Origin of the sequence: Serratia sp. BNK-10 (genome assembly GCF_047456065.1) — a bacterium.
Taxonomy (GTDB): domain Bacteria; phylum Pseudomonadota; class Gammaproteobacteria; order Enterobacterales; family Enterobacteriaceae; genus Serratia; species Serratia ureilytica.
This window is the reverse complement of record NZ_CP179894.1, coordinates 1,841,059-1,854,462: the sequence shown is the minus strand read 5'-3', so window position 1 is coordinate 1,854,462 and position 13,404 is coordinate 1,841,059. Positions and strand designations below refer to the sequence as shown.

At 53.2% G+C, this 13,404-nt stretch carries 14 protein-coding genes; 10 read left to right on the top strand and 4 right to left on the bottom strand.

What is annotated here, in order from left to right; genetic code table 11:
• Positions 1–88: 88 nt before the first annotated feature.
• The 5 genes from ACMGG9_RS09045 to ACMGG9_RS09025 all read left to right on the top strand — a co-directional run bounded on the left by ACMGG9_RS09045 (position 89) and on the right by ACMGG9_RS09025 (position 4,468).
• Positions 89–409, top strand: a complete 321-nt coding sequence (locus ACMGG9_RS09045) for a hypothetical protein (RefSeq protein WP_060559391.1) — start codon at positions 89–91, stop codon at positions 407–409.
• A 14-nt stretch (positions 410–423) separates the two neighbouring features.
• A complete protein-coding gene (locus ACMGG9_RS09040) occupies positions 424–2,535 on the top strand; it encodes a hypothetical protein (protein WP_346420479.1) in 2,112 nt (703 codons plus the stop codon).
• Complete coding sequence (locus tag ACMGG9_RS09035) at positions 2,535–3,038, top strand: siphovirus Gp157 family protein (RefSeq protein WP_060559387.1); 504 nt, start codon at positions 2,535–2,537, stop codon at positions 3,036–3,038. The genes ACMGG9_RS09040 and ACMGG9_RS09035 overlap by 1 nt, the downstream gene beginning before the upstream one ends.
• Positions 3,039–3,114: 76 nt before the next feature.
• Positions 3,115–3,360, top strand: coding sequence for an excisionase (locus ACMGG9_RS09030; RefSeq protein ID WP_076606770.1), 246 nt, complete (start codon positions 3,115–3,117; stop codon positions 3,358–3,360).
• Positions 3,341–4,468: a phage integrase Arm DNA-binding domain-containing protein gene (locus ACMGG9_RS09025; protein ID WP_060559385.1), complete on the top strand. Its 1,128-nt coding sequence runs from the start codon at positions 3,341–3,343 to the stop codon at positions 4,466–4,468. Before ACMGG9_RS09030 ends, ACMGG9_RS09025 begins: the two co-directional genes overlap by 20 nt.
• Before the next feature lie 38 nt (positions 4,469–4,506).
• On the opposite strand, the gene ACMGG9_RS09020 is transcribed toward ACMGG9_RS09025, so the two are convergent.
• The 3 genes from ACMGG9_RS09020 to icd all read right to left on the bottom strand — a co-directional run bounded on the left by ACMGG9_RS09020 (position 4,507) and on the right by icd (position 7,738).
• A complete protein-coding gene (locus ACMGG9_RS09020; RefSeq protein ID WP_076606769.1) occupies positions 4,507–5,628 on the bottom strand; it encodes a helix-turn-helix domain-containing protein in 1,122 nt (373 codons plus the stop codon).
• Positions 5,615–6,262 (bottom strand): hypothetical protein, encoded by a 648-nt coding sequence (locus tag ACMGG9_RS09015; protein ID WP_060560430.1) that lies wholly within the window; start codon positions 6,260–6,262, stop codon positions 5,615–5,617. The genes ACMGG9_RS09020 and ACMGG9_RS09015 overlap by 14 nt, the downstream gene beginning before the upstream one ends.
• Before the next feature lie 222 nt (positions 6,263–6,484).
• Positions 6,485–7,738: an NADP-dependent isocitrate dehydrogenase gene (gene icd / locus ACMGG9_RS09010; RefSeq protein ID WP_015377612.1), complete on the bottom strand. Its 1,254-nt coding sequence runs from the start codon at positions 7,736–7,738 to the stop codon at positions 6,485–6,487.
• 131 nt (positions 7,739–7,869) lie between these two features.
• Here icd and rluE point away from each other — a divergent pair, with 131 nt between their 5' ends.
• From rluE to mnmA, 4 genes are all read left to right on the top strand, one after another.
• Complete coding sequence (rluE, locus tag ACMGG9_RS09005) at positions 7,870–8,496, top strand: 23S rRNA pseudouridine(2457) synthase RluE (RefSeq protein WP_043141474.1); 627 nt, start codon at positions 7,870–7,872, stop codon at positions 8,494–8,496.
• 22 nt (positions 8,497–8,518) lie between these two features.
• Entirely contained in the window at positions 8,519–8,857 is a 339-nt protein-coding gene (locus tag ACMGG9_RS09000; RefSeq protein WP_033652068.1) for a lysozyme inhibitor LprI family protein, read from the top strand.
• A 9-nt stretch (positions 8,858–8,866) separates the two neighbouring features.
• A complete protein-coding gene (locus ACMGG9_RS08995) occupies positions 8,867–9,313 on the top strand; it encodes an NUDIX hydrolase (protein WP_176589504.1) in 447 nt (148 codons plus the stop codon).
• 106 nt (positions 9,314–9,419) lie between these two features.
• On the top strand, positions 9,420–10,520 hold the full coding sequence (mnmA, locus tag ACMGG9_RS08990; protein ID WP_342174333.1) for a tRNA 2-thiouridine(34) synthase MnmA: 1,101 nt from the start codon (positions 9,420–9,422) through the stop codon (positions 10,518–10,520).
• 50 nt (positions 10,521–10,570) lie between these two features.
• Here mnmA and kup read toward each other — a convergent pair whose 3' ends face one another.
• A complete protein-coding gene (gene kup, locus ACMGG9_RS08985; RefSeq protein ID WP_033642781.1) occupies positions 10,571–12,439 on the bottom strand; it encodes a low affinity potassium transporter Kup in 1,869 nt (622 codons plus the stop codon).
• A gap of 331 nt (positions 12,440–12,770) precedes the next feature.
• On the opposite strand from kup, the gene hflD reads away from it, so the two are divergent.
• Entirely contained in the window at positions 12,771–13,397 is a 627-nt protein-coding gene (hflD, locus tag ACMGG9_RS08980) for a high frequency lysogenization protein HflD (protein WP_033642780.1), read from the top strand.
• Positions 13,398–13,404: the final 7 nt, after the last annotated feature.

Here is a 13,404-nt window from a genome sequence, read left to right as displayed (position 1 = left end):
GGCCCGCACAAGGCGGGCCAGTCTACCGGCTTAACGTCCCGGTGACGGCGGAGTCAGCGACCAAACCGACTCCTGCGAGGTATGACCAATGGCTTCCACCACTGGACGCCATAAGTATAGCGAGATCCAGATGAGAAAGACAACCTTTAGCGTTTTAGCCTGCTCGGTGAACATTATCAGTTCAGAAAGCGACCACCCAATGCAGGCAATTATCACCACATCTAATAATGCGGTTATTTCAACCGTTAAAGACCTGGTGGAAGTCGGTTTCATTACCGTCGAAGAGTTGCTTTCATTGGCTGTCGAGCAAGTAAAGAACTGTGACGCAATTTCATTACGCCATGTTTTACCCAACGCAGTTCTCAACGAGTTAATCACAGCTCATAAATCTATTTCCAAAGAAATGTAAGCGAGGAATGACCAATGCCTTTATTTACGTGTGGGTTCCCCCCTAAAAAATCAGCTGCGGCAAATGGCACCGTTGCATTAGCAATTGCCGTTGAGGCCAAGAACGCCAAGCTGGCAGAAATGAAAGCGACAATGCTACTGGAAGAGGCTTTCCCCAATTCCACCAGTAACTTTTTCAAACCCAAAATTTGCGCTGATCGCGAAGGGCTACCACGGCCGCCCGTTGATCAATTCGACGCTGATTGGATGACTAAAAATCAGTGGAATGAAGAAACTAAAGAATACGAGGCAATCGAGCTTCCAGAGCAGGATGGAAATGGTGAGGCAGGACTCACATCGTCAAAAACGATTTTCGAACTGCCTATCGACGTCCGGGTCGCATATATCTTGATGTACGGCGCAGAGCCTGATGCTGTCGATATGGAGCACCTTTCTAACGCATATGACCTGATCAACGATGACGAGGCTGAACAACGTCTGCGCGCGATTGTTGATGCTCTGCCCCGCGTACCACAAGTTAAGTCAATGCTGGTTACCTCGGTGGAAAAGTTGATTGAAGCTATCCAGGCGAAATCACCGGCGATGACAACATGGCCAGAGGTCAAAAAGTTTGCAGATACCTGGGTACAAACCGCAAATGCCGACAGGACACCAGCAGCCGCTAATAAAGATGTGACCGTTACTCGCACTTACGACATGCTCGACAATGAAATCGCATTAGCAATCAAAGGCGTTAATCCATTACACGCCAAAGCGGCAGATGTAACGGCAGCAAAGGAGTTGATCAACCAGCGAGATCAAACATGGCGGGCATGGAGTATGTCCTTGCGGGTTATTGTCGGCATACTAGACATCGATCGCGAAATCATTTTCAAAATGATCACCGCTGGGCTTTCATATCCCGAGTTTTCCACAAACCCGGACATGAGGCGGAAATTCATTCACAAATGCCTCTCTGAACGCTGTGGGATGACTTTTGAAGCAGAAGAAAAGCCAGCCTTAAATACGGCAAGCAAGGCCGCTGACAGCCAGCAAAAAGAGCCATCAGACCAGGATGAATCGCTCAAAGTACAGAGCCTGGGTGATGGCAAATTTAGCATTGACGGATTGATGGGGAATTCGGAAAAAACGATTGAACCAGCCAACGAAACTCTGGTTACCCCTTCCCAATCTGTAACGACAGCTAAAGCAGCGGTGCAATCTGAAAATAAAGCACCAACCGCTGACGATGAAATTACCACAGACGATTTCCAAACTCGCGCATCTGTACTCGAAAAAGAGCTGGACTCCAAAGAAGGCGATGCAGCGAAAAACCTCGATATTTGGAAACGCGTTCAGCGGACTGACCCAGCTCGAACTAAACGGAAAGACACCCGCGACAATAGCGGAAAAGTTATTCGCACAGTAACGAGCATTCGGCCGACATACCAATATATGCGCGCCACGGAAATATTCGGCCCATTCGGTATTGGTTGGGGCGTTGATGTGCTTGAAGAACGCTTCGATCCCGGTATCCCTTTAATGGAAGGCATTATTGATAGCGCCGGCCGTGAAACGGGTAAGAAAGTCATGCGTGATGGGGATGGAAAAATCCTTACGTCTCTCAATCACACGATGAAGATAATGCTCTGGTACATCCACGCTGGTGCACGCGGAGAGATCATCGCATACGGCCACACCAAATACCTGTATGCAAGTAAGTTTGGTCTGAGCGTTGAAGAGGAGCCAAGCAAAAAAAGCCTCACTGATGCCACAACAAAAGCCCTGTCATCGCTTGGATTTAGCGCTGATGTTTATTTGGGTATGTTCGAAGATAACGAATACACACAAGAAAACGAATATGAGCACAACATAAAAAATGCCAGTGCCAAGGCTGACGACTCCGTCCGATTAAGAAAAGAATTGGACGAACGTTTTAAGGCCAATACAAAAACGATGCGAGAAGCGGTTACAAGCAATGAAGTGACAAAAATTTGCTCATCCCTTACTCGTGTAATTGGTTCTCATATTAAGAGCGCAAAGGCTGTTGCAGATACGGAACATGTTAAATACCTCGAAAGCCGCCTGACCCGGCTGGAGGAAATTAAGGTTGAATGTCTGGCTAAATTTGAAGAGGAGAAAAAATAATGAGCACCAGAACTATCGATTTAGCAATCGAAATGAAAAAGCTTCAGGCATTGGCCGAAGATGGCGAGCTTACCCCAGAGATGATAAAGGACACCCTCGAAGGGTTGGAAGGCATGATCGGCGACAAGCTGGATGCGACCATAGCCGTTGTACGTGGTTTTGAAGGCCAAGCCAATGTTTGCGATGCTGAATCTAAGCGTCTCGCAGCCCGCAAGAAGAGCTGGGAGAACCAGGCGGGGCTGCTTAAAAAATATATACTTGAATGCTTGCTAACATCAGGTTCTGACACGATTAAAACCGATCTGAACACCTTTACAGCTCGTAAAGGTTCGCAATCGCTGGTTATCGATGACGAGGAATTACTACCGGATGAGTTCGTAGAGTCATTCACTGAAGTGGTTAATAAGGTAAAGAAAGATGAGCTTAAAAAAGCAATCTTGGCCGGCACTGAGATTAAAGGCGCACACCTTGAAACCGGCCCTCGCTCTTTGCAAGTCCGATAACTGATTTTTTAAAGTCAAAAATTTACCGGCCAGCAAGTTACCCTGCTGGTCGGTTATATCGTTCGAGGTATGACCAATGGCACGTACTCAGTTATTAATGGACTGGGCGATAGAGGAGTTCGGAGAAGACGATTGCCCGAGTTACACAACCATTCTTCATTATGCAAAAAACAACATGATTGACCCACCGGCAAAGAAAGCCGGTCGCTATTGGCGTGTTGACAAAGGAGCTAGGTATATAGGGCTTTCATGCAAACCTGTGACAAAGAAAAACGACGATCCCCGTTTGCTGAGGATTTTAAATGATGGGCAGGCCTCGTAAATTTGCGTTAAACATCCCAGGGCTGTATTGCAGCACAGATAAAAGAACACAGCGCATATATTGGAAATATAAACATCCGCTCACAGGAACTGTTCATGGTTTAGGGACAAATGCCGAAGAAGCGAAAGCAATAGCTATTGAAGCCAATAATCGATTATCGGAACAGCAGCTGCGTAACACACTGGCGGTACGGGACAAGCTGAGCCGTGCGGTCGGCGGGAGCATCAGCGTTTCAACATGGCTGGATCGTTATCTGGTTATCCAGGAGGAGCGCAAGGCCGCAAATGAAATTTCTGAGAACACTGTGAAGCAAAAGATAGCACCCGTTAAAGCTATGCGTAACGCATTGGCCTCTAAACCTATATGTGATGTCGATACCCGCGATATTGCTGACATTCTGGATGATTACAAAAAGCAGGGCCACTCAAGAATGGCCCAAGTCGTCAGAACAACTTTGATCGATGTTTTCAAAGAAGCCCAGCACGCCGGCGAAGTTCCTCCAGGGTACAACCCGGCCGAGGCTACAAAAAATCCACATAACCGCATAGGCCGTGAACGTATGATCTTAGATGAATTCAATACCATGCTTAGCGTAACGCCACCACCGTTCGAGTACATGAAAAATGCGATGTTGCTGGGCCTCGTTACAGCCCAGCGACAGGGCGACATTAGCAAAATGCAGTTTTCTGACGTGTGGGACGGCCACCTACACGTTGAACAGATAAAAACCGGGGCTAAGGTCGCGATCCCGCTATCCCTTCGCTGTGATGCCATTGGCATGACCCTGGAACAGGTAATCACTCAGTGCCGGGATCATATCGTCAGCCCTTACCTTGTCCACTACACGCACAATACGGCAATGGCCAGGCGGGGAGGTATGGTTAAGCCCAACACTATCAGCACAAGTTTTAAAAAAATCCGTGAGCTATCGGGGTTGTCTTGGAGTAAAGGTACCCCTCCCAGCTTTCACGAGATCCGTTCGCTGGCGGAGCGCTTATACCGGGAACAAAAAATCAATACTAAGGATTTGTTAGGGCACAAATCCCAACGTCAAACTGATCGTTATAATGATGCCCGAGGTAAAGAATGGAAGGTCGTAGCCATTTAGCAAATAGATTGGACCTCGATACATAGAGGTCCTTCAACTTAACCAAAATTCTTATACTTAAATATTGAAACCAATTTCCCATCATCGCCAAAAAGCGGTCTATCAATTGAGAACACTTCTTTCACAAACGATGATTTTAAGGCTGATTTTTCCAATACACAGCTCCAAGTATAATCATCTAACATGCCAACAGCATTAGCTATTATGCTTGGTTCTTCCTTAGGGATTCTATCATCGCCTTTTTCTATACCAACAAAACCTCTAGAATTAAGATGGATAAATCCTCGTCTCATTTGCTCAGGACTTATAATGCCAAGCACAGAGGCGCGATAGAGACACATTCTGAGGCTGATTTTCCATCGAACCTTAAACTCAACCAATGCATTCCAGTCTAAATGGCTTCCTCTCATTTTAGGAAACTCTTTAATAAATGACAGCCTTGGAACTAAAAATGCACTTGAAAAATGATCAGCTTGATGTTCCGTCAGTTTATCGCCAGTAATAATTCCCTCATGTAATACAAGGTGACCTAACTCATGACCAAGATCAGACCGAAAACGGCATACGCTTTTTTTAGCACTATTTCTTATTATCAATGGTCGTTTATTATGCACAGTAAAAGCGTCAACTCTATCATCCACTCCAGATACATGCGCAACGACAACACCTATACTTTCAACAAAATTAATCATTGAAGATATAGGGCCTAAACCTAACCCCCAATAACGACGACACTCTTCTGAAACTCGCTCAATGTCAGTATCATTAGATAGAGGCATATGGGAAATATCCGGAATATTCAGTGCTGGAAGCTCTATTTCCTCTTCAATATTCCCCACTAAAACATCAAGAATTTCTGCACGCGAAAGGACGCAGTTAGTTAAAGTCTGGGTACGCGATTTCTTACTTCTAAAATGACAGTTCTCACTATCAAGAGGCATTCTCCTTTCCGTAAAGAAAAATCCCTCATCGACATTTAAGTAATCAGCCAAAGTAGCCACCATAGCGCTGCTTGGAGTAAAGCCACGTTCAAGTTTGCTAATATACTGCTTTGTTACGCCTAGCACAGATGCAAGGTCTTCACCAGATAAGCCCTTAGCTAAACGCGCTAACTTTAACCTATCACCTCGATAGGTTATTTCTGAATCAAACAGTTCCATTTTGATCACTATCGTTACGCTTCTGATCATCTTTCACGCGACGTTTAAGAGGTGCCGCAGGAATATCAGCCGCTTCTGGAAGGTCACTTACATCAGTACTTTCTACAGGGGCGCTGACTTTAGAATGCAATTCAACCTTACTTATCATAGCGCCATATGAGTTAAACCCTGCTAAAGACACGATCCAGGTTGGCAACATATCTTCATCAGGATTCCCTAGATCAAAAAATTTCTCAGCAAAAATTCGCCATGTCGTTTCTTGCTCAGGTTCTGCATCCGAGAATAAAGACATTTGTCGGAATTCGGCTTCATTTCGCAACAGACGGTGCCTTTTGCGAGGAGTATCGACTTTATCCGTAACAAATTGAAGTGGTACACTATGGAGGCTAAAAACGAAATCCATCCGATCGCTAACAATTGCAACACCTGGAATATTTCTATAGTTCGCTTCTAGATGGTTCTTAACCCAAGCATATGCTCTGCATCCTTTGATCCACTTATCGTCTAACTCATGCTCATTAAACGATAAACTGCCCAAGACATTTGCAATTTCATGCAGCAGTCGATTCACGGACACTTCATCAAGAAGAGGTTGTATTTCGTAACACGGTTTGAGGTTCTCTTGAGTCATCATCTTTTCGCTTATCTGTGAATTCGTCAACCACATCTTTTCGTTTTTTCATGATTTTGTCAACCAATAAATCACAGCCTCTTCAACAATATTTTTCTTCACTTAGGAGAGTAGAGCGCTGAGTTTTGCAGAAGAATTTTGCAGGAGTTTTGCAGAAGGATTTGGTGAAAGGGAAAAAACAACGGGAGCCGAAGCCCCCGGTAACATTTTCAGCAATGCTGAAAATTACATGTGTTTAACGATAGCGTCGCCAAACTCTGAACATTTCAGCAGCTTAGCGCCTTCCATCAGGCGTTCGAAGTCATAGGTCACGGTCTTGGCGGCGATGGCGCCTTCCATGCCTTTAACGATCAGGTCAGCCGCTTCGAACCAGCCCATGTGACGCAGCATCATCTCTGCGGACAGGATGATGGAGCCTGGGTTCACTTTGTCCTGGCCGGCGTACTTCGGCGCGGTGCCGTGAGTCGCTTCGAACAGCGCGCAGTCAGAGCCGATGTTGGCGCCCGGCGCGATGCCGATACCGCCTACCTGGGCCGCCAGGGCGTCGGAGATGTAGTCGCCGTTCAGGTTCATACAGGCGATCACGTCGTATTCCGCCGGGCGCAGCAGGATTTGCTGCAGGAAGGCGTCGGCGATCACATCTTTAACCACGATCTCTTTGCCGGTGTTCGGGTTCTTGATCTTCAGCCATGGGCCGCCGTCGATCAGCTCGCCGCCGAACTCTTCGCGCGCCAGCTCATAGCCCCAATCCTTGAAGGCACCTTCGGTGAACTTCATGATGTTGCCTTTGTGAACCAGGGTCACGGAGTCGCGGTCGTTGGTGATGGCGTATTCGATCGCCGCGCGCACCAGACGCTTGGTCCCTTCTTCAGAGCATGGCTTCACGCCGATACCGCACTGCTCCGGGAAGCGGATTTTCTTCACGCCCATTTCGTCGCGCAGGAATTTGATCACTTTGTCCGCTTCGGCGGAGCCGGCTTTCCACTCGATGCCGGCGTAGATGTCTTCGGCGTTTTCGCGGAAGATCACCATGTCGGTCAGCTCAGGCTGTTTCACCGGGCTTGGGGTGCCCTGGTAGTAACGCACCGGGCGCAGGCACACGTACAGGTCCAGCTGCTGGCGCAGGGCCACGTTCAGAGAACGGATGCCGCCGCCGACCGGGGTGGTCAGGGGGCCTTTGATGGCGACGCGGTAGTCGCGGATCAGGTCCAGAGTTTCGTCCGGCAGCCACACGTCTTTACCGTAAACGTGGGTAGATTTTTCGCCGGTGTAGATTTCCATCCAGGAGATTTTACGTTCGCCGTGGTAAGCCTTTTTAACGGCCGCATCAACCACGTGGATCATGGCAGGAGTCACGTCAACGCCGATGCCGTCGCCTTCGATGAACGGGATGATCGGGTTATGAGGAACAACCAGTTTACCCTGGGCGTCAACCGTGATTTTTTTACCTTCTGCCGGAACAACTACTTTGCTTTCCATCAACCTCTCCTTCAAGCGCAATTTTGTTAATGCTTTGTAAGATGCGTGTAGATACTACTTGAATATTCGGTCCGCGCCAATCCGAAACGGATTCGGTTATAATGCGCTTATCATCCGTAATCTCAACTGTTATGAAAAAATTCTCTGTTAGAAATCACAACGTTAAACGATTCAGCAAGCCGAATGCCGCCAAACCCGCCGCGCCGAAGGGGCCGCGTCGAATTGTGTTATTCAACAAGCCCTTCGATGTGCTGCCGCAGTTCACCGATGAAGCCGGCCGCGCCACGCTGAAAGAGTACATCCCCTTCCCCGACGTTTACGCCGCCGGGCGCCTGGATCGCGACAGCGAAGGGCTGCTGGTGCTGACCAACGACGGCCAGCTGCAGGCACAGCTCACCCAGCCGGGCAAGCGCACCGGCAAAATCTACTATGTGCAGGTCGAGGGCGCGCCGCAGGAGAGCGATTTGGCGCCATTGCGCTCCGGCGTCACGCTGAAAGACGGCCCGACGCTGCCCGCCGGTGTTGAGTTGGTGGCCGAGCCTCAGTGGCTATGGCCGCGCAACCCGCCGATCCGCGAGCGTAAATCCATCCCCACCAGTTGGCTGAAAATCACCCTGTTCGAAGGGCGAAACCGCCAGGTGCGTCGCATGACGGCGCATATCGGGTTCCCTACCCTGCGCCTGATTCGCTACAGTATGGGTAATCTTTCGCTGGGCTCACTGCAGCCTGGTGAATGGAAAAGCATCGATTCTCTGTAGACCGATAACTGATGGAGGCGCCATGAAATCCACGCCGATCGCGCTGCTGCTCGCCGCTCTGGCGGCCCCGTTCGCCGCCCAGGCCGCCAGCTTCGACTGCGCCAAGGCGGCAAGCCGCGATGAGCAAGCCATCTGCGCCAACCGCACGCTGAACGATTTGGATGTGCAAATGGCCACCCAATACCAATTGCTGCGCGGCCTGTTCGCCATGGGCGCGCGCGGCGCGATGCAGGACAGCCAGCAGGCCTGGCTGGCAAAACGCCAGCGGTGCGGTGGCGACACCGCCTGTCTGCTCAAAAGCTACCGCACCCGCATCGCCGAGCTGGACGATATCTATCGGCGCATCGACAAACCGCTGTAAGGAGACCGCATGTTCAAACCGCACGTCACCGTGGCCTGCGTGGTGCACGCCGCCGGCAAATTTTTGGTCGTCGAAGAGACCATCAACGGCAAAGCGCTGTGGAACCAGCCGGCCGGCCACCTGGAGGCCGACGAGACGCTGGTGCAGGCCGCCGAGCGCGAGCTGTGGGAAGAGACCGGCATCCGCGCCACGCCGCAGGCGTTTTTACGTCTGCACCAATGGATTGCGCCGGATCGCACGCCGTTCCTGCGGTTTTGCTTCGTCATCGAGCTGGAACAGCCGCTGCCGACCGAGCCGCACGACAACGACATCGATCGCTGCCTGTGGTTGAGCGCCGACGAGATTTTGCAGGCGCCCAACCTGCGTTCCGCGCTGGTGGCCGAGAGCATTCGCAGCTATCAGCAGCCGGAGCGTTACCCGCTGTCGCTGGTCGGCAGCTTCGCCTGGCCGCATTGAGGGCGCCGGGCAGCACAAGATGAACAGTGCGCCGGCGCGTGCAACGTGGTAAAATCCTGCGCTTGTTTTTATCAGCACGGTTCGTGTTCAAGTTCGTGAGATCCCCATGTCAGACAACAGCCAGAAAAAAGTAATCGTCGGTATGTCCGGCGGCGTCGACTCTTCCGTTACCGCCTATCTGTTACAGCAACAGGGCTATCAGGTCGCTGGGCTGTTCATGAAAAACTGGGAAGAAGACGACGACGAAGAGTACTGCTCCGCCGCGACCGATCTGGCCGACGCGCAAGCGGTCTGCGACAAACTGGGCATCGAACTGCACACGGTGAACTTTGCGGCGGAATACTGGGACAACGTGTTTGAACTGTTCCTGGAAGAGTACAAGGCCGGCCGCACGCCGAACCCGGACATCCTGTGCAATAAAGAAATCAAATTCAAAGCCTTCCTGGAGTTCGCCGCCGAAGACCTGGGGGCCGATTTCATCGCCACCGGCCATTACGTGCGCCGCCAGGACGTGGACGGCAAAAGCCGCCTGCTGCGCGGCGTCGACGGCAACAAAGATCAGAGCTACTTCCTCTATACCCTGAGCCACGAGCAGGTGGCGCAAAGCCTGTTCCCGGTTGGGGAACTGGAGAAGCCGGAGGTGCGCCGCATCGCCGAGCAACTGGAGCTGGTCACCGCCAAGAAGAAAGACTCCACCGGCATCTGCTTTATCGGCGAGCGCAAATTCCGCGACTTCCTCGGCCGCTACCTGCCGGCGCAGCCGGGCCCGATCGTTAGCGTCGACGGCCAGACCGTCGGCGAACACCAGGGCCTGATGTATCACACCCTGGGCCAGCGCAAAGGATTAGGCATCGGCGGCCTGAAAGACAGCAGCGAAGATCCGTGGTACGTGGTGGATAAAGACGTGGCCAATAACGTGCTGGTGGTCGCGCAAGGGCACGATCACCCGCGCCTGATGTCCGTCGGCCTTATCGCGCAGCAGCTGCACTGGGTGGATCGCCTGCCGCTGATCGGCCCGTTCCGCTGTACGGTGAAGACCCGCTATCGCCAGCAGGACATCCCTTGCACCGTGACCCCGCTCGACGACGAACGCATCGAAGTGCGTTTCGACGAGCCGGTCTCCGCCGTCACCCCCGGCCAGTCGGCGGTGTTCTACCAGGGCGAAATCTGCCTCGGCGGCGGCATCATCGAACAGCGCCTGGCGTAGTTCGCCTGCCGCCCAAGAAAAACGCTGCGTTTACCGCAGCGTTTTTTTATTCAGAATTCCACCTGCGCCCCCAGTTCGATCACCCGGTTTGGCGGGATTTCGAACAGATCCGGCGCCCGCAGCGCGTTGCGCTGCAACAGCTGGAACACCTTGCCGCGCACGCGCAGATACCAGGGGCGCTTGCCCAATACCAGCGTATCGCGCGACATGAAGAACGAGGTCTCGTTCATGGTGAAACTCATCCCTTCCAGGCCGCAGCGATAAAGGATATCCGTCACGTTGGGCGTTTCGCGCCAGCCGTAGCTCGCCACCACCCGCCAAAAGCTCGTCGACAGCTGTTCGATCGCCACCCGCTGCACGTTGTGCACATACGGCATGTCGGTAGTCACGATAGTCAGCAGCACCACGCGCTCATGCAACACCTTGTTGTGCTTCAGGTTATGCAGCAGCACCAGCGGCACCGCATGCGGCGTGCGCTCCATAAACACCGCGGTGCCCGGCACCCGCTTCGGCGGCGCCTTCTCCAGCGACTCGATCAGCGCGGTCAGCCCTTCCTGGTTGTCGCGCAGCCGGCGGATCAGGCGCGAGCGCTCGGTCTTCCAGGTCAGCATGATCAGCAGAATGATCAACCCCAGCGCCACCGGCAGCCAACCGCCGGTCGCCAGCTTGATCAGGTTGGCGCCGAACAGCGGCACGTCGATGCACAGCATGGCAAGCAGCATCAGCCCACCCAGATAGCGCGGCCAGCCCCAGTTTTTCACCGCCACGATGCTCAGCAAAATCGACGACAGCAGCATGGTGCCGGTCACCACGATGCCGTAAGCCGAGGCCAGGTTGCTGGAGTGTTTGAAACTGATAATCACGATCAACACCGCCGCGAACAACAGCCAGTTCACCACCGGAATGTAGATCTGCCCGGACTCCTGATCGGAGGTATAGATGATGCGCATCGGCGGCAGGTAGCCCAGCCGCACCGCCTGGCGCGTCAGGGAGAAGACGCCGGAGATCACCGCCTGCGAGGCGATCACCGTCGCCAACGTGGCGATCACCAGCAGCGGGATCAGCGCCCAGGTGGGCGCCAGCAGGAAGAACGGGTTATTGATCGCCGCCGGGTTGGCCAACAGCAGCGCCCCCTGGCCGAAGTAGTTCAGCACCAGCGCCGGCGCCACCAGCGTAAACCACGCCAGGCGGATCGGTTTTTTGCCGAAGTGGCCCATGTCGGCGTACAGCGCTTCGGCGCCGGTGACCGACAGCACCACCATGCCCAGCGCGAAGAACGACACTGCCTTGTACTCGAGGAAGAAATTCACCGCCCAGTAAGGGTTCAGCGCCCGCAGCACGCCGGGGTGATGCAAAATGCCGCCGATGCCGAGCAGCGCCAGCGTCAGGAACCAGATGACCATCGCCGGGGCGAACAGTTTGCCGACGCTGCCGGTGCCGTGTTTCTGGATCGCGAACAGCGCGGTCAACACCAGCAGCGACAGCGGCACGATAAAGCTGTCCAGCTCAGGGGCGATAATCTGCAGGCCTTCGATAGCCGAGAGCACCGAAATGGCCGGGGTAATCACCCCATCGCCATAAAAGAAGCTGCCGCCCACCAGCCCGACCAGCACCGCCGCCGGCACCCAGCGCGCATCCAGCTTGCGGATCGCCAGCGACATCAGCGTCAGAATTCCCCCTTCACCGTCGTTGTCGGCGCGCATCACGAAGCAGACGTATTTGATCGACACCACCAGCGTCAACAGCCAGAAAATCAACGACAGAAAGCCGTAGATCGACGTCGGCGTCAGGGTGATCCCTTCTTCCGCCGTCAGGCATTCGCGCAGGGTATACAGCGGGCTGGTGCCGATATCACCGTACACCACGCCGATGGCCGCCAGCGTCACCGCCGGCAGCGGCTGCTTGTTTTTTACGTGCATATAAAGGTCTTTATTTGAGGGGTCACGTTGGCAGTATAGATGCAGCCGCCGCACTTTATTTGCCGCCGCAACAATAAGTTCGTGCCGCGCCACCGGCGATTTTCGCCGTCTATTTGCGCAGTTCTGCGCCGCACGGCGCATCCGCCTCGCCACAGGCGTATTAGACGCTGGGTTTACCCTCAATTTTATGGCATGATCCGCGGCATTCGTTGTCATCGTTGTTACAGCCACGCCCGATCGTTACCGTTCGCGGCCGCCGCCGTTACCCTGGCGATACGCACAACCTTATACAGTAAGCCATGTACCGTTCACCGCGTTTACAGGAGTCATCGTGGCGAAGAATTATTATGACATCACGCTGGCCATGGCGGGTATCAGCCAGTCGGCGCGTTTGGTTCAGCAATTGGCCCATGAAGGGCAATGCGACCGCGAAGCGTTTCACACCTCGCTGAAAAGCCTGCTGCAGATGGACCCACCCTCTACGCTGGCGGTGTTCGGCGGCGAGGAGCGCAATTTGATGGTCGGCCTCGAAACCCTGATGGGCGTACTTAACGCCAACAACAAAGGGCCGGGCGCGGAACTGACCCGCTACACCATCAGCCTGATGGTGCTGGAGCGCAAGCTCAACGCCAACAAACAGGCGATGAACACGCTCGGCGAACGCCTCGGCCAGCTCGAACGCCAGCTGGCACACTTCGATCTTGAGTCGGACACCATCATCAGCGCGCTGGCCGGCATTTATGTCGACGTGGTCAGCCCGCTCGGGCCGCGCATCCAGGTGACCGGCTCACCGGCAATCTTGCAGAACCCGCAGGTGCAGGCCAAAGTTCGCGCCACGCTGCTGGCCGGCATTCGCGCCGCCGTGCTGTGGCAACAGGTCGGCGGCAGCCGCCTGCAGTTAATGTTTTCCCGTAATCGTCTGTTCAAGCAGGCGCAAAATATCGTTGCTCATTGTTAATCGATCC

Coding starts and splice junctions, on each gene's coding strand:
- rluE (WP_043141474.1), top strand. CDS start 7,870: ATGAAAAAATTCTCTGTTAGAAATCACAACGTTAAACGATTCAGCAAG.
- ACMGG9_RS09040 (WP_346420479.1), top strand. CDS start 424: ATGCCTTTATTTACGTGTGGGTTCCCCCCTAAAAAATCAGCTGCGGCA.
- ACMGG9_RS09015 (WP_060560430.1), bottom strand. CDS start 6,262: ATGATGACTCAAGAGAACCTCAAACCGTGTTACGAAATACAACCTCTT.
- ACMGG9_RS08995 (WP_176589504.1), top strand. CDS start 8,867: ATGTTCAAACCGCACGTCACCGTGGCCTGCGTGGTGCACGCCGCCGGC.
- ACMGG9_RS09000 (WP_033652068.1), top strand. CDS start 8,519: ATGAAATCCACGCCGATCGCGCTGCTGCTCGCCGCTCTGGCGGCCCCG.
- ACMGG9_RS09025 (WP_060559385.1), top strand. CDS start 3,341: ATGATGGGCAGGCCTCGTAAATTTGCGTTAAACATCCCAGGGCTGTAT.
- ACMGG9_RS09030 (WP_076606770.1), top strand. CDS start 3,115: ATGGCACGTACTCAGTTATTAATGGACTGGGCGATAGAGGAGTTCGGA.
- mnmA (WP_342174333.1), top strand. CDS start 9,420: ATGTCAGACAACAGCCAGAAAAAAGTAATCGTCGGTATGTCCGGCGGC.
- ACMGG9_RS09045 (WP_060559391.1), top strand. CDS start 89: ATGGCTTCCACCACTGGACGCCATAAGTATAGCGAGATCCAGATGAGA.
- kup (WP_033642781.1), bottom strand. CDS start 12,439: ATGCACGTAAAAAACAAGCAGCCGCTGCCGGCGGTGACGCTGGCGGCC.
- icd (WP_015377612.1), bottom strand. CDS start 7,738: ATGGAAAGCAAAGTAGTTGTTCCGGCAGAAGGTAAAAAAATCACGGTT.
- ACMGG9_RS09020 (WP_076606769.1), bottom strand. CDS start 5,628: ATGGAACTGTTTGATTCAGAAATAACCTATCGAGGTGATAGGTTAAAG.
- ACMGG9_RS09035 (WP_060559387.1), top strand. CDS start 2,535: ATGAGCACCAGAACTATCGATTTAGCAATCGAAATGAAAAAGCTTCAG.